General features: G+C 66.2%; 13 protein-coding genes and 1 pseudogene. 5 read left to right on the top strand and 9 right to left on the bottom strand.

The features are described from left to right. Positions 1 to 270 precede the first annotated feature (270 nt). On the top strand, positions 271 to 1,695 hold the full coding sequence (locus ACWD35_RS08030; protein ID WP_451350301.1) for an SGNH/GDSL hydrolase family protein: 1,425 nt from the start codon (positions 271 to 273) through the stop codon (positions 1,693 to 1,695). A 33-nt stretch (positions 1,696 to 1,728) separates the two neighbouring features. Here the strand turns inward: ACWD35_RS08030 and ACWD35_RS08025 are convergent, their stop codons facing one another. After that, positions 1,729 to 2,211 carry a hypothetical protein gene (locus ACWD35_RS08025; protein WP_451350300.1) on the bottom strand — a complete coding sequence of 161 codons (483 nt, stop codon included), beginning with the start codon at positions 2,209 to 2,211 and terminating at the stop codon, positions 1,729 to 1,731. Between the two features lie 155 nt (positions 2,212 to 2,366). Between ACWD35_RS08025 and ACWD35_RS08020 the strand changes: the two genes are divergently transcribed. Continuing rightward, positions 2,367 to 3,323, top strand: a complete 957-nt coding sequence (locus tag ACWD35_RS08020; protein ID WP_451350299.1) for a GlxA family transcriptional regulator — start codon at positions 2,367 to 2,369, stop codon at positions 3,321 to 3,323. Positions 3,324 to 3,401: 78 nt separating this feature from the next. On the opposite strand, the gene ACWD35_RS08015 is transcribed toward ACWD35_RS08020, so the two are convergent. Next, positions 3,402 to 3,704 carry a hypothetical protein gene (locus ACWD35_RS08015; RefSeq protein ID WP_451350298.1) on the bottom strand — a complete coding sequence of 101 codons (303 nt, stop codon included), beginning with the start codon at positions 3,702 to 3,704 and terminating at the stop codon, positions 3,402 to 3,404. A gap of 375 nt (positions 3,705 to 4,079) precedes the next feature. On the opposite strand from ACWD35_RS08015, the gene haaN reads away from it, so the two are divergent. Then, a complete protein-coding gene (gene haaN, locus ACWD35_RS08010; RefSeq protein WP_451350297.1) occupies positions 4,080 to 4,553 on the top strand; it encodes a cyclophane-containing RiPP N-acetyltransferase HaaN in 474 nt (157 codons plus the stop codon). Positions 4,554 to 4,763: 210 nt separating this feature from the next. On the opposite strand, the gene ACWD35_RS08005 is transcribed toward haaN, so the two are convergent. The 3 genes from ACWD35_RS08005 to ACWD35_RS07995 all read right to left on the bottom strand — a co-directional run bounded on the left by ACWD35_RS08005 (position 4,764) and on the right by ACWD35_RS07995 (position 6,742). Continuing rightward, positions 4,764 to 5,621 (bottom strand): hypothetical protein, encoded by an 858-nt coding sequence (locus tag ACWD35_RS08005; protein WP_451350296.1) that lies wholly within the window; start codon positions 5,619 to 5,621, stop codon positions 4,764 to 4,766. Between the two features lie 75 nt (positions 5,622 to 5,696). Beyond that, positions 5,697 to 5,897 carry a DUF397 domain-containing protein gene (locus ACWD35_RS08000; RefSeq protein WP_451350295.1) on the bottom strand — a complete coding sequence of 67 codons (201 nt, stop codon included), beginning with the start codon at positions 5,895 to 5,897 and terminating at the stop codon, positions 5,697 to 5,699. After that, a complete protein-coding gene (locus ACWD35_RS07995; RefSeq protein ID WP_451350294.1) occupies positions 5,897 to 6,742 on the bottom strand; it encodes a helix-turn-helix domain-containing protein in 846 nt (281 codons plus the stop codon). Before ACWD35_RS07995 ends, ACWD35_RS08000 begins: the two co-directional genes overlap by 1 nt. 203 nt (positions 6,743 to 6,945) lie before the next feature. Between ACWD35_RS07995 and ACWD35_RS07990 the strand changes: the two genes are divergently transcribed. After that, the gene (locus ACWD35_RS07990; RefSeq protein WP_451350293.1) at positions 6,946 to 7,611 is read left to right on the top strand and encodes an ATP-binding protein; all 666 of its coding nucleotides are present in this window, start codon (positions 6,946 to 6,948) and stop codon (positions 7,609 to 7,611) included. Here ACWD35_RS07990 and ACWD35_RS07985 read toward each other — a convergent pair. The 4 genes and pseudogenes from ACWD35_RS07985 to ACWD35_RS07970 form a co-directional block, all read right to left on the bottom strand. After that, positions 7,598 to 7,819 (bottom strand): annotated as a pseudogene (locus ACWD35_RS07985) (hypothetical protein); the annotation flags it as partial. The gene ACWD35_RS07990 and the pseudogene ACWD35_RS07985 sit on opposite strands and share 14 nt — an antisense overlap. 105 nt (positions 7,820 to 7,924) lie before the next feature. After that, complete coding sequence (locus tag ACWD35_RS07980) at positions 7,925 to 9,622, bottom strand: GmrSD restriction endonuclease domain-containing protein (RefSeq protein WP_451350292.1); 1,698 nt, start codon at positions 9,620 to 9,622, stop codon at positions 7,925 to 7,927. A gap of 285 nt (positions 9,623 to 9,907) precedes the next feature. Further along, positions 9,908 to 12,988 (bottom strand): DUF3427 domain-containing protein, encoded by a 3,081-nt coding sequence (locus tag ACWD35_RS07975; RefSeq protein ID WP_451350433.1) that lies wholly within the window; start codon positions 12,986 to 12,988, stop codon positions 9,908 to 9,910. A 167-nt stretch (positions 12,989 to 13,155) separates the two neighbouring features. Next, positions 13,156 to 14,175: an SEC-C domain-containing protein gene (locus ACWD35_RS07970; RefSeq protein ID WP_451350291.1), complete on the bottom strand. Its 1,020-nt coding sequence runs from the start codon at positions 14,173 to 14,175 to the stop codon at positions 13,156 to 13,158. 166 nt (positions 14,176 to 14,341) lie between these two features. Here ACWD35_RS07970 and ACWD35_RS07965 point away from each other — a divergent pair, with 166 nt between their 5' ends. After that, complete coding sequence (locus tag ACWD35_RS07965; RefSeq protein WP_451350432.1) at positions 14,342 to 15,178, top strand: class E sortase; 837 nt, start codon at positions 14,342 to 14,344, stop codon at positions 15,176 to 15,178.

Here is a 15,178-nt window from a genome sequence, read left to right as displayed (position 1 = left end):
AATTGTCCCTGCCTGACCGACTACCGGAACGGAACGGAAGTTCCCGGCGTCTGTGTGAGACGGGGTGGGCAGCCTTCTGGCGGAGACGGACGAGAACTGACAGGGACAGACGGGGACTGACGGGGGCTGACAGGGACTGACGGACCGGGCCGCCGGGCCGGCCAGGGGTTTCCGGCGGGCCGCTGTCATCCCTCTTCAGCCCATGACGCATCATGGGCTGATCGGACCGGAGCCTCAGGCTCCACTCTGCCCGAGGAGAACAACAACAGCGTGACCAGGCGTCATGACGGGGGTGCGGGGCCCGCTGCGGAGCAGCCGAAGGCCGGCGCCCCCGCGAAGCACCGTGCGGTCCTGAGCGCGCTGGTCGCGCTGGTCGTGGCCCTGTCGGCGGTCATCTACGTCGCGGTGGCGGCCGACGACGGCACCCCGCAGAACAGCATCGCCGGCAACCGCCCGCACCAAGGCTCCTCCGCCGCCCCCGCCTCCACCGGCCCCTGGGTCGCTTCCTGGGCGACCTCTCCGGTGGGCGGTGAGCCGGGCACCGAGACGGCGGGCCTGGCGGGCCACTCGGTGCGCAACGTCGTCCACGCGAGCACGGGCGGGACGGCCGCCCGGGTCACCCTCTCCAACCTCTACGGCCAGTCGCCGCTGACGATCACGCACGCGTCCCTCGCCCTGGCGGCGGGCGACGACACCGCCGCTGCCGCCGCGGAAACGATGCGCCGGCTGACCTTCAGCGGCAGCACCACCGTCGTCATCCCGCCCGGCGCCCAGACGGTGAGCGACCCCGTCCGCCTTGCCATCCCGCACGACACGAACGTCCTGGTCACCTCGTACTCGCCCACCCCCTCGGGCCCGGTCACGTACCACCTCCGAGCCCGCCAGCTGTCGTACGTCGCCGACGGCGACCGCACCGAGGACGCCACCGGCACCCCGTACACCGAACAGACCCCGTACTGGCGCTACTTGACGGCCCTGGACGTCCTGAGCAACGAGTCCACCGGCACGGTCGTGGTCTTCGGTGACTCCATCACGGACGGCATTACCTCCACCGTCGGCGCCAACCACCGCTGGCCGGACGTCCTGTGGGGCCGGCTGCGCACGGCGGTCACGGGCGGCGAGCAACTGCCGCGCTACAGCGTCGTGAACGAGGGCATCAGCGGCAACCAGGTGCTGGCGAACGGCCTGGGCCTCCCCCACGCTCGAATGCGCTCGCGCGGGGGCACCCCCATCGCCGAGAACGAGAGCGGCGTGACCCGCTTCACGCGCGACGCGCTCTCCCGCCCGAACGTAAAGGTCGTAGTCATCGACCTGGGGATCAACGACATCCTCCGCAACCCCCGCCTCGCCGACCCGAACCGCATCATCGCGGGCCTGCGCACCCTGGTCCGCCAGGCCCACGCCCGCGGCCTGAAGGTCGTGGGCGCCACCCTGATGCCCTTCAAGGGCCACCGAGGCTGGACGAAGCCCAGGGAGGCGGTACGCCAGCAGGTCAACGCCCAGATCAGGGCGGGGCGGGTGTACGACGAGGTGGTCGACTTCGACAAGGCCCTCCGGGACCCCTACGACCCGCGCAGCCTGCGCCCCGAGTACGACTCCGGCGACCACCTGCACCCCAGCGACCTGGGCTACCGCAGGATGGCGGAGATCTTCGACCTGCGGACACTGGAGGGCGCGGCGCGGGCGGAGCTGTAGACGGTTCCGGTTCCGGTTCCTGCCGGCGTCCGGTCAGGCTCCCGTCGTGGACCCCGGCCGGACGATCATCAGGACCGTCACGGCGGCCCACAACAGGTTGAACAGCCCGGTGACCATGGCGAGTCGCACGGTCTGCGCCCGGCTGCCGACGGTGCCGTCGCTCCCCATGGCCTCGCTCCCGGTGCCGCTCACGAGGGCGGTCTGGGCGGGCAGCACCAGCGCGGCCAGGACAACGGCGGCGAGACTCGTCAGCACGATCGAGGCGATGAGCCACCCACTCCCGAGCACGCCCATCTGACCGGCGGTGGCGAACCCGAAGACGGGGACGACGACACCGGCGACGGAGTAGACCCGGCAGATCCGGTGCAGGAGCTGGAGTGTCGCGGCGGCACGCAGGTCACCCGGCTCGGCGATGGCCCGCCGCGCGGCGGGCGGAAACATGCTGGCGGCGACGGTGACGGGCCCGATGGCGACGATCGCGGCGAGGACGTGGACGGCGAGGAGGAACTTGGTCACGGGGGGACGGTAAGCGGGGAAGGGGATCACGCAGAAGCGGCGAGATTGCCACTACCCACCGGATTCCCGCCACCCAGGCCGTTGCGAATGCCGCCTGACATGGTCTCCTGCCGCCCCCGCTTGGCGACATTCCGCCGCCCGGCTACCTTCCTGCCATGCACACCGTGGCCGTCCTGGCGCTTGACCAGGTGATCCCGTTCGACCTCTCCGTGCCGATCGACACCTTCGGCTGGGCGAGACTGCCGGATGGCCGCCCCGCGTACCGGGTGCGGGTCTGCGCCCCGGAGCCGGAGGTGGGGGCGGCTGCCGGCGCCTTCGCGGTGCGGGCGTCGTACGGCCTGGAGGCGCTGGCGGACGCGGACACGATCATCCTGCCGGGGGTGGCGGACCTCTCCGTGCCGCTGCCGCCGGGCGTGGCGGAGGCGCTGCGCGCGGCGGCGGCCGACGGCACGCGGATCGCCTCGATCTGCGTCGGCGCGTTCGTGTTCGCGGCCACCGGCCTGTTGGACGGCCTGCGCGCGACGACTCACTGGCATGCGGCGGCGGAGTTGGCGGCGAGGTATCCGCGGATCGAGGTCGACCCGAACGTCCTCTACGTCGACAACGGCCAGTTCCTCACCTCGGCGGGCGCCGCCGCGGCCCTGGACTTGTGCCTGCACATGATCCGCAAGGACCACGGCTCGGCGGTGGCGGCACACGCGGCCCGCATGTCGGTCATGCCCCTGGAACGGGAGGGCGGCCAGTCCCAGTTCATCGTCCACGACCTGCCCCCGGCCCCGGCGGGTGCAACCCTTGAACCCCTCCTGACCTGGCTGGAGGACAACTGCGACCGCGACCTCACACTGGACGAGATCGCGGCGCGGGCGAGGATGAGCAGCCGTACCCTGAACCGCCGCTTCCGCGAACAGACCGGCACGACACCGGTGCAGTGGCTGCACCGGGCACGGATACGACGCGCCCAGTACCTCCTGGAGACGACACCGCACCCGGTGGAGCGGATCGCCACCCAGGCGGGTTTCGGCTCACCGACGGCATTCCGGGAACGCTTCCGAAGGGTGGTGGGGACGAGCCCACAGGCCTACCGGAGGGCGTTCCGGGAGGGGGCGCCGTAAGCCTGCACGGGCACCCTGGGGCTGGCTGCGCCCTGGGGCCGACGGTGCCCCTGGGCGTGCTCAGGCCTTGCGGTGTGCTCAGGCCTTGCGGTCGGCGACGGCCCAGGAGGCAAGGGCCACAGCCCCGGCGACACCGAACACGGACGGCCAGGCACCGACCTTCTTGGCCAGCGGATGGGACCCGGCGAAGGCGGCGACGTACGCGGCGGTGAGCGCACCCGCGGCCTTCCCACCGGCCTGCTGACGCCACTGCTGCGCGGCGGCGACCCCCGCGACGGCCAGCACGGCCCCGCCGAGCTGCCGCTTCTTCGTCCAACGGGCGACCCCGTAACCCCCGACGAGCCCACTGGCGGCGACCAGCGCGCTGGGAACCTTGGCCATTAGTGCCTCCTCGTGTCCCTGTTGTCTGTGCTGTCGTGATTCTCGTCCGAGGCTAACGCGCAGCCAGGCACCGCCTTCGGTCGGGCCCCTCAGACCCGCTCGAGCGGCCGATGCGCTCCCTCAAGAACCTTGACCTTGATCGCATCACCGGCCCGGACGACACCACTGGCTCCTTCGACCACGTCCTACCGGAATCCCTGCGTCTACTGCGCGGACGTGGAGACCTGATGCGGCACGCAGAGGTCTTTGCGGGAGCACGGGTGGAGTCTCGGCCCGGCAGCTGCTCCGACGTAGCCCCAGCTGTGCCGTGCCGAGACGAGAGATCACGCGTTGGATTGGTCGAGTGAAGTCAACAAGGAACGACAGGAGATGCCGATGGGTGTGACGATCCGTACCGCTGACAAGCGGGACACCGTAGCCCTGGCCGAGCTGATCGAGGAGATCGAGCGGTTCTACGGGGCGACGGAAGTCCAGCCCTTCGAAGAGCGTCGTACACAGGTCGAGGAGGCCCTCTTCGGCTCACCGCCTCTCGCAGCCGCCCTCGTGGTCGAGGACGAGAGCGGCGACCTCGTCGGCCTCGCCGCCTACTCCTTCCTCTGGCCGGCCGCGGGCTCCTCCCACTCGCTCTTCCTCAAGGAGCTGTACGTTCGTGACACCCTCCGTCGTCAGGGTGTGGGCGCCCAGCTCATGAACGAACTGCGCACCCTGGCCTACGCTCGCCCTGGCTGCAGTCGCGTCGAGTGGATGACGGACCGCGACAACCCGAGCGCCCGGGCCTTCTACAAGTCCCTCGGCTTCGCGGAGTTCGACGGCAAGATCGTCTACCGGGTGCACGCGGGGGCCGCCTGAGCGTGAGCGGAGCGGTGCAGGAGGGGCGCTGCAAATGACGAGGGGCCCACCGGCCACTCACACCAGGGTCCGCGACCTGCAGGTCGACGCAGTGGCTGTGGGAACCGATGAACCTGCGCACCTGGGCGAACTGATCTGTGCTGTGGCCGCCGATGTCGACGAGCGGGCAATCCATGAGTACCGCGGCCCCCTTCGCGACTGGCTGCGCCGTCAACCCTTCTGAAGCTCCTCGATGACTTGCTCTGCCATACGGCGTGCGGGCTTCAATCGAGGGTCTTCCGCGTGCGCGTGAGGGCCGAGGATTTTCGAGCACGCGAACAGAGTCATCAGCTTGCCGTCCCGGCTCTCGAAATCGGAGTGCCGTTCGCCCCATACGCGATCGGCCAGAGCCGGGACGGCAAGGGAACTGGCCCACAGCGAGGCGGAGTCCAACCCATGCGGAGCGTTCCCCCAGTCCTCCCAGTCGAAGACGCTGAACGTCGGCGCCGTCATGTTGGCCCAGTTCAGATCGGCGTGGGCGGGCATCCACCGCTCAACGGTCGTATCGACGCCGCCAAAGAAGACACCTCGGATGGACTCCGTGACGTGGGCTTGGGTGATGGTGACGGTATCCGGCGTGGCGACACGCCTTGTCTCCTGACTGGCAAGTGCGTCCATCGAGGCGTTGAACGCTTGCCACCACTCGTCCGGCAGCTTTGGGTCTTCGCTGAGCACAGCCGTGCCGATGGGTGATCCGGGTAGGAGTTCCGTCTCGTCGGCGCGCCACATCACGGGTTCTTCCGCGTCCCGCCAAACCACGCACCCGAGCCATGGGGGCTGCGCGATGCCTTCCAGACGAGCGGCACATTCCGTGCCGTTCCAGCCCTGGACTCCGATCGTGGTGCACGCCCGCCTTTCGATACGCACCCAGGTCTCGCGGCTTGTCCGGGCACCCACCGTGCGGCGCTTGCGTACGACTGTGTCCCTGTCCAGGCATGTCCGAAGCGACCGCTCCACATGATCGAGGACCTGATCGATCGGTTTGACCCGCAGGTCGACCGACCGAGCTGTGGATGCGGAGAGCGGCATGGGGCGACCGTAGCAGTGTGATCAAAGTGCATGCAGCACATGGAGCTGCGCAGACACGGGATCAGCGGGTCACCGTTACCTTCTCACCGTCCCGCTGCTCAACGCGCCCAGGAACGACATCCATGCTTGTCCTCGAACGGAGAGGGAAGGTCCGTCTGGATGTTTCGAATCACGCACGAGTGTGCTCTCGCCTGACCGCGCGCACTCGACGCACTCGGTGCCGCTGCCACCGCTGTACGAGGACTTGAACCACCGGAGCGTCGAGGACGCGGTCATCAGGACTCCCTGCTTATACGGTCGACAAGTTCAGCGGAGGTCTCAAGATCGAGCGCCTGCGCGCTGAGATATTCGAACGCCAACCTATAGCGCTCCAACTCGGCCTGCTTCTCCATGAAGAGCCCGCCGCCGAGAAGGTCCATGTACACGACGTCCAGCTCACGCGTTGGGCCTCGAAGGATGGCGAAGCTGCCTACTGCGGCTGCGTGTGCGCCTGTCGAGAAGGGCAGTACCTGGACGGTGACATGTGGCAGTTGCGACATGGTGAGCAGGTGGCGAAGCTGTTCCTGCATGACGCCGCTCCCGCCTACTCGGCGCCATAGCACCGCCTCATCGATCACGCACCAGATGTGTGGTGGCTCGTCCCGCTGAAGGAGCTCCTGCCGCTTCATGCGGATGTCAACCATGTGCTGCACTTCCCGCTCCCCGCACTGCACTTCGGATGCGCGGTGCACGGCCTCTGCGTAGGCGCGCGTCTGTAGGAGCCCAGGGACGTACACGCATGCGTAGTGGTCTTCGCGTACGACCTCGTCTTCCAGGGTGAGCATGAGGTTCATCGACTCGGGGATGGGGTCGGCGAGTGATCTCCACCAGCCCTGGATCTTGGCGCCCTTCGCCAGCTCGACAAGGGCCCTACGCTCCTCATCAGATGCGCCGTATTCGCGGCAAAGTGCGTCAACAGCAGGCCACTTGACCATGCCCTCTTTCGTCTCGTAGCGACTGAGCGTCGCCTTCGAGATGCCGACCCGAGCCCCCGCCTCCTCAAGGGTCAGGCCTTTGAGTTCGCGAAGTCGGCGCAGGTCGGCGCCGAGCTGCCGACGGCGAGTCGTGGGTCCGACTGGCATGTGGTGAGCCCTTCGTGTCGTTCCATCAGATCCTCCTGGCCGCTGCCCTGTGACGGCAAGACGAGGTGCGCCGGGGGCGTGCGATCACATCATGCGCTCCAATCCGCGCATGATGAGAGTTCCATTTTGAGAGTTCCAGTGCAACTCTGTGTGTGCGCTCGACTGCGCATGGCACTCGCCATTCTGGCTCAGGGAGTTGAACCATGGACTGCATTACCTGCATGCCCAGGAAGCCGTGGGATCTTCCGTTCCTGGCGGATCCCCGTGAGGTAGCGGCTCTACGCCGCGTTCTTCGGCTCCACCTGAAGGTGTGGGGCCTGCCCGAAGTGATTGACGCGGCCCAACTCTGTGTCAGCGAGCTCGTCTCGAACGTGATCGCCCACGTCGGGCACGAAACCCCCACCACCCTTGCCGTCTCCATGAACGGCAGCTATCTGCGCGTTGAGGTGCACGACCCCGACGCCCGTGCTCTACCGACACTGCTCCAGGCGGGCCTGGACTCCGAGGCCGGCCGCGGGATGGCCCTCGTCGATGCCACGGCCGATCGTTGGGGCGTCGAACTCCGCGCGGACCGCAAGGTGACATGGTGTGAGATGGACACCGGCTTGCCTTTGGTCTGCATCCATACGGTGCGACCTCAGTTCGTTGGTGTCGAGGATCTGATCCAGAGCTACAGAGCCAAGAAGGCGCTGAATGCGACGGGTGCGGAATCGGAAGTGCTGGCCCTGACCATGGCGGAGGAAGCGGCGATCGACATCATCGCCGACCTCCTCCGCTGGATGCAGGCCTGTGGCCGCGACGCGGATGAGGTGCTCGACCGGGCCCAGACGCACTTCGAGGCGGGAGCCGAGCGCATCACCCGCTGGTGATGGCAGCTGCGTACGACCACACGTCGGCGGGAAGCTCATGGCGCAGATCCCAGGTGATCGCCATGGGCTTGCTCCCGGTGTGCTTGTCGTACGTGGCCGGGCCCAGGAACATCCACGGCTCGGACTTGCCGATGGCGTTGGTCTTGTAGCGGCGCAGGAATAGCAGGACGTGACTGCCCTGCTCGGCGTGGTGCTGGTAGCGCAGGCCGTGGCGCCGGCTCGTGGGACGAGGCAGACGTACCTCTTCGCCTCCCGCCGCCCGGACTCAGGAGGCGTTGCCAAGGGGACGGAGACCAGCCCGTCCCCGCTCGACTCACTCGCTAGTAACCGCCTCAATTGCCTTAACTACCAAGTTCTTACGCGAGAGAAGGAAGGCCGCATAGTTGTCATGCCAAAGCGGAGAGTTCCGGTCCGCCGGCAGCAGATGTGACTTCAGGATCCCAGGCACCTCTTCCTCTCCCAGGCCTTCTTCCATGGTGGCAAGGTACTCAGACGGAGCACGCTTTCCGATGCTTTGGTTAGTTCTCCTATCAATCAGGGCGCGGTTAAGGATCAACTCCGGATTACCCGAGTCACCCATTTCCTCCAAATATTTCTTGGGGAAGATATGGTGCGCGTCTACTCTGTCTTCCAGGATCTTCCCAGGGGTCAAGTTCGAACCTGAGTGAAAATCTCGCGCTCCGCCGCTCAGCGTCAACGCCATAACCCCCTTGTACAGGGCCTGCAAGTTGATTCGAGCCGCATCCAGCACCTCACCGGTGAAGGTGAATCCATCGACAGCCTCAGGCACTATCTCGCCTTCGTTTAGCCAAGAGGTGAGATCTGCAAAGTCTTTTCCTGCCTGACTGTTGCCTCCCTGATCATAATTTCTGGAAAATACCGAGCACCAGAAGAAGCGGCGAATCTTTCGCAGCGCTGCGCCGCTCTCTACAGACCGCTTAGACTCAACTTCATGCCATACGGCCGCCAAGGGAACGAGAATCATGGAATATGGGAGCCATTTCGGGGCAAGCACTCCGCATTCATCACGAAGAAAGGCTAGAGCGCGTGCTGCCCCCTGGGCCACCTGATCCCAATATTTCTCAAATTCTGTAGGAGTTAGCTCCAGGACGTCACTACGTTGAGCTGAAGCCCTGGCGCCCTGTGATTTATCGGCCGTGGCTCGGAGTGAGACGGCTTGAAGCAAGTAGTAGGCGTCGACTTCGAATGAGGCTAGAATCGGATGCTTTCGCTGGGCATCTTCCCAGTTCCTCCGCAGGTCAACGCCGGCGGGCCAGAAGCGGGCGGCCAAGAGTTCGAAGACACTCAGCTTCACGCCTGTCCGATTGATGGTTTCGAAGATTCGGCACACCGCATCCAGTGGAGTAGCCTCCGGCAGTTCAACCACCGGAAATCTATAGTTTCCGATCGGACGCAGGTACTTACGCGCCAATTGGCGAACTTCGGCGCGGCGAGCTCTCCAGTCTTCACCTTCTATCGCCTCCTCCATGTGATCGAGCCATTCATCGATGAACTCGGACGCGATTAGAGAAAGTGGAAATAGGGATTGTCTAATCTCCTCTACGGCGCCGGCCGGTGGGCGCTTGCGCAGTGACCTGGCATTGACCTCCCGGTACACGATTACATCATCGAGACGGCTTGCATCGAGAAGACCCGACGCGTCAGAGTCAAGCGAAGCGAGGAGCGCAAGGTCGACGAAAAATCTTTGCTGGCCCGTACCGGTCAGTGCTTGAAATATTGAGGTGAGTCGCTGCTGTCCATCCAGTACCAGCGTGGCTGATTCTTTAAGTTGGACATCGAACCCCTCGAATGGGCGCCGTTTAATTTGTGGCGTCTTTTGTTCCCAGAAGAGGAGGGTTCCAGCCGGGTAGCGGGCGATAATAGAGACGAGAAGCTTTTGCGTGTCCGCCGGATCCCAAACGTAGCTTCTCTGAAAGTCGGGTATAGCCAGACGACCGCGCGTCATATCGTCCATCAGTTCTTTGATGGACGGTGTATCGGGAGTCGACATTTGCTTAGACGGGTGCTGCTCCTGCCAAACCATAAGCCCCCCTCAGGACATGGTCGCGGGCTGCGACGGGCAAATTATACTGATGGTCCGTCAATGCGCATGTGTCCTGCTGACACCATCCAGCCTCAGCGTTTCTCCCAGGAAGGCCGCACCCTTCCTGACCAGGAGGCATGGCTCGCTTCTACTCGCAATGTGCTCGGGGGAAGGTAGCGCTAGGTGGAGTGTCGAGCATGTGGCAGCTGAAGCTCATGATGGTGCCAGAGCATTCGAAACCGGCAGACTTGGTCAGCTCGCCGTGATGGCCGAGTACGTCCACACGTCGGCCGGAAGCTCGTGTTTCAGCCGCCAGGTGATCGCCATCGGCTTGCTGCCGGTGTGAGTCTCGTAGGTCGCAGGGCCAAGGAGCATCCACGGTTGGGCCTTGCCTATGTCCGTGTTCTTGTAACGGCGTATGAACAACAGGACCTCGCTTCCTCGCTGCTCGTGCTCCCGGTATCGCATGCCAGTGCGGGAGTCAGCGGCCGTCGAGTTCTGGGACTCCCAGTGGAAGAGCGTTGGGCTCAACGCGTAATCCTTGTACCGGATGGTGGGCGAGAAGTCCTTCTCGTTCTTCTCCAACGTGATGAGCAGGGCGTCCGTCTGGAGCTCCTCGACCCACTGCACACCCTGCGCGAAGGACCGGGGCATCTGGCCGCCGAAGCGCGCTACACCGAGCGCGGCGAGGATCTCCGAGCGGTTGTATGAGCTGTGGACCTTCAGTGGGACATTGCTGAGGCGGCCCGAGAGCGGGATGGGGAAGTGGTCTGCCTGCTGGATGACGTACGACAGCACCTGCCTCAGCTCGTCACGGAACTCGCGTTGAGTGAGCAGCGACTTGAGGCCGTCCTGGAGGCTGGTGAAGCCGCCAGCGTCATCCCAGATGTTGAAGAACAGCATGCGGGCGTACGACTGATCCGTTGGCCCCAGTTCCTCGTACGGAGGGGCATCGGTTTCAAGGAGGCGGAGGTAGGCCTGGGCGCGCTCGGGATCGTCCACGTGGAGAAAGGCATGGACCCGCTTGAGTAGTGCCGCCTCTCCTGCCGGCGCGGCTTCCTTGATCAGTCCGGCCCGGCGCAGGACGGTCGTCCAGGAGTTGTCGCTCTTGTACAGCTCCTTGATCTCCCGACGGCTTTCGCGGAGGTAGTCCGCGAGGCGCGGCGTGCTGTACGCCTTGACCTCGCTCACCAACGTCCGGACCGTGGCTCCCAGTTGGGTCCGGATGTTGTCCAGAACGAGGTCTTTGGACTTGCCCTCCAGGATGATCTGGCAGCCAGACGGCAGCTGAGGGAAGTCATGCTCGATGTGGTCGACAAGCCGGTTCCGCGACAGGTTCGTGAGCGCCCGAAATTGCTCCTCGAAGCGGAACTCCGCTCGGTGATGCCCGATGAAGTCGAGGACCGTGAGCACGGGCTTCGTCTCCGTGCGCCTCAGACCCCGGCCCAACTGCTGGAGAAAGATCGTCGCACTGTTGGTGGGCCGGAGGAGGAGCAGGGTGTCGACGTCGGGGATGTCGAGTCCCTCGTTGAACAGGTCGACGGAGAAGATCACTTGGAGCTTGCCGTCGCTCAGATCTCTCAGCGCCTGGGCGCGTACGTCAGCGGGCGAGCCGCTGTCGAGCGCCACGGCCTGGAACCCGGCCTTGGTGAAGAATTCCGCCATGAAGTGGGCGTGCTTCTTGCTTACACAGAAGCCCAGCGCCCGCATTGCCGCAGGGTTGGAGACCTTGTCCCGGATCTGCTTCACCACGATCCGGGCCCGAGCGTCGTTGCCCGTGTAGACGTTGTCGAGGTCCTGGTCGGCGTACGTGCCCTTCTGCCAGCCCAGATTCCTCAGGTCGGTGCCGTCCGGGATGCCGAAGTAGTGGAACGGGCACAGCAAGTCGTTCTCCAGGGCCTCCCACAGGCGCATCTCGGCAGCGATGCGCCCGTCGAAGAACTCGTCCTGGACGTTGAGCCCATCCATCCGCTCCGGGGTCGCCGTCAGGCCAAGCAGCTCCTTCGGTGCGAAGTGGTCGATGACCCGGCGATACGTGGCGGCGGTGGCGTGGTGGAACTCGTCGATGACGATGACGTCGAAGTGATCGGGTGCCAACTCCTCCAGCCGCCGGATGTTGAGCGACTGGACGCTGGCGAAGACATGGTTCCACTCGCGTGGTTCCTGTCCTGCGTGCAGCAGTTCCCCGAAGGAGGCGTCGTCCAGCACCTCCTGGTACTTGCGCAGGGACTGGTTAAGAATTTCCTTGCGGTGGGCCACGAACAACAACGTGGGTCGTCCGTTGGTCGACTGCCTGCACAGACTGCGGTAGTCCAACGCGGCCATCACGGTTTTGCCCGTGCCCGTGGCCGCAACGAGCAGGTTTCTGTGCCGCCCGCGGATCTCACGTTCGACACTGAGCCGCTCGAGTATGTCCCGCTGGTGCGGGAACGGGCGTACCTCAAGACCAGAGAGGTTGATCTTGAGGTCTGTAGTCGCCGTAGTCCCGCTCGCCTGGGCCAGTGCTCCATCGAGGCGCTCACCGTGAAGATCGGGGTCGTACGCCTCGAAGGCGATGTCGTTCCAGTACGCGTCGAAGGTCGCCTCGAACTTGTCGAGGACCGCGGGTGTGGCGACGGACGACAGACGTACGTTCCACTCCAGGCCGTCCAGCAGTGCGGCCCTGGACAGGTTTGAACTGCCGACGTAGGCGGTGTCAAAGCCTGTCTCGCGACGGAACAGCCAGGCCTTGGCATGCAGACGCGTGGAGCGGGTCTCATAGTTGATCTTGACTGTGGCGCCGAAGTCGCGGACGAGACGGTCCAGCGCGTGACGGTCGGTGGCACCCATGTACGTGGTCGTGATGACCCGGATCTCAACGCCCCGCTTCTTTGCGGCGCGGAGAGCGTCCTCCAGGACCCGTATGCCGTACCACTTCACGAACGCGCAGAGCAGGTCAATACGGTCTGCGGTGGCCAACTCTGCGCGCAGCTCCGCGCCCAGGCTGACGTCCTCCGGTGAGTTCGTGAGCAAAGACGTCTCGGAGAGCGGGGTGAGCGGGCGGATCGCGTAGGCCCCCGGCGCCTCCTGCTTGACGAGAGCGAGCAACTGTCGCGGTCCCTCGACGACTGTGCTTATGGGCTCGGCGTCGCCCTGCCCAGCCGTACCGCTGGCCAGGGACTCGAGTATCTGATTGGCGAAGGGAACCTGCTGGTCAGATGGAAGCTGGTTGAGCCTACGGGCGACCGCCTCGCCGATGTGACGGGCCAGCACATGGGGTGAGGACTCGGCGCTGACCTCCGCGTCGATCGCCTTCCACCCCATGGCCTCAAGCTGGCCCAACTCATCGTGCATGCTCTGGGTGATCAGCTTCTCGTACACCCCAGCGACCGGCTGCGCCGAATCCCCCACTCCCGCCACTGCGACCCCCTCGATCACACATCAACGTGACTCTGTTCTAACAGGACGCACTGACACCCGACGCGAAGGAGGGGCTATTCGGCACCGGCGGGCTCTGCAAGTCAGGTAGTCGGCCCGTGGCAGCCGGCATACGAGTTCCCCGACCCACACCAACACCCCGCCCCCCTCTGCGGCGGCCAAGCCACAGCCCGCCCCCGTGCCGCCAGCGTCGTCGCGTACTGCGGGAGCAGTGTCATGTCCTCCGGGGACGTGCCCTCCGAGGCGGCGAAGGCCTCGTACGAGGGGACCGTTCCCGTGACGATGCCCAGGTTGGGGGTGCCGGAGGTGGAGAGTTCGCGGAGGGAGGACTCTATGGTCGAGAGGTGCTCCTCGTGGGTGGAGTACTCCGTGGACAGGGTCGGGTACGCCGTGAGGAGTTCGGTCAGTTCGGGGGCCGGCCAGTGCAGGACCGCCACCGGGAAGGGGCGGGAGAGGGCCTCTCGGTAGGCGCCCAGTTCGGCGTGGAGGCGGGAGATTTCCGCCTCCAGCTCGGCCGGGTTGTCCGAGCCCAGGGACCATACGCGTTTCGGGTCGTGGAGTTCGTCCAACGGGACCGGGGACGTGTGGAGGGTGTCCGCCAGCGTGTCCCAGTCGTCGTGCGGCAGGCCCAGCATGCGGCGCACGCGGTGGCGGCCGTAGAGGACCGGGTGGGTGGCGTAGGGAGGCTCGGAGGGGGAGTCCGGCAGCAGCAGCGTCGCCGCCTCCGTGAAGGTCTCCGCCGCCGCTTCCAGCTCGTCGTGGGACTCCAGGGACTCGGCCACGATCACCCAGGGGGCCGGGTCGCGGGGGGCGGCCACCCGGATGCCCTCGATGATCGCCCTTGCCTCCGCCTCGTGGTCGTACTCCCAGAGGTTCGACGCCTTCAGGGCTCGTACGAGGGAGGGGTTCTCCAGGGTGTCCGGGGTGGACAGCAGGCGGTCATAGAGCGCTGTCGCGGCGGGGCGGTCGCCGGAGAGTTCCAGGTGGGCGGCGGCGCGCAGGAGCAGGGCCTCGGCGTCCTCGGGATACAGGCCGGCGGTTCGCTCCAGGCGTGCCGCTTCGGCGGTGTGGTCGACGTTCTCGGCAGGCGTGTCGGGGCGCATGGGGGACACCGTACTGCCGAGGGGGGTGCGGGGGAGGAGCGTGTCCCCTCTGCGCGGGTGTTCCGGGGATGTGTGTTTACGTCGCCACGCCCTTCTGGCACTGGTGAGTTGGCGAGGTTGGACCTATCGTGCGCGGGCGGCTCCGGTGGAGGTGGTGGGCGTGCGCATGCGGGCTTCGGCGGGCGTGCCGGTCGTACGGCACCGGGACCGGCGCCGGCGTGCCCGGCGTCGGCGGGTGGTGTTCGGCGGGGCCGAGGTGCTCGTCACGGTCGGGGTCGTGCTCATGCTCCTGGTCGTGCACCAGCTGTGGTGGACCAACCGGGAGGCCCGGCGCGGCGCCGAGCGGAAGGTGGAGGCGCTGGAGCGGGAGTGGGGGAGCGGCGTCGCCGACGGTGACTCCGGCGGGGGCGTCACCGGCTCCGGCTCCGGCTCCGGCTCTGGCTCCGGTTCCGAAGGTACGGGTGTCTCTTCCGGGTCTAACCCACGGAGTTCCGCGCCGCCGCGCTCGTACCGGTCCGTCCCCGTCTCCTTCCCGCCCCGCCGCTCGCAGGCCTACGCCATCCTCGTCATCCCCCGGCTGGGGCTCCGCGTCCCCGTTGCCGAAGGGGTGAGCAAGGCGGACGTCCTCAACAAGGGGTATGTCGGGCACTACCCCGGCACTCAACAGCCGGGCCAGGCAGGCAACTTCGCGCTCGCCGGGCATCGGAACACGCACGGGGAGCCGTTCCGGTATCTGCCGCGGCTGCGGCCCGGGGACACCGTGGAGGTTGATACACGGGACGCGATCTACACGTACGCCGTCGACAAGGTCCTGCCGCAGACCTCCGCCCGTGACTCGGGGGTCGTACGGCCCGTTCCGCGGTCCCTCGTCCGGCCGGGGTACGGGTACCACGAGCCCGGCTACTACATCACCCTGACCACCTGCACGCCCGAGTTCACCTCCCGGTACCGGATGGCGGTGTGGGGGAAGCTGGTCTCCATGCGGCCCCGGTCCCGGGGGTAG

The organism is Streptomyces sp. NPDC002671, assembly GCF_053592475.1.
The sequence above is the reverse complement of the archived record's forward strand: the minus strand, read 5'-3'. Positions and strand labels throughout refer to the sequence as shown.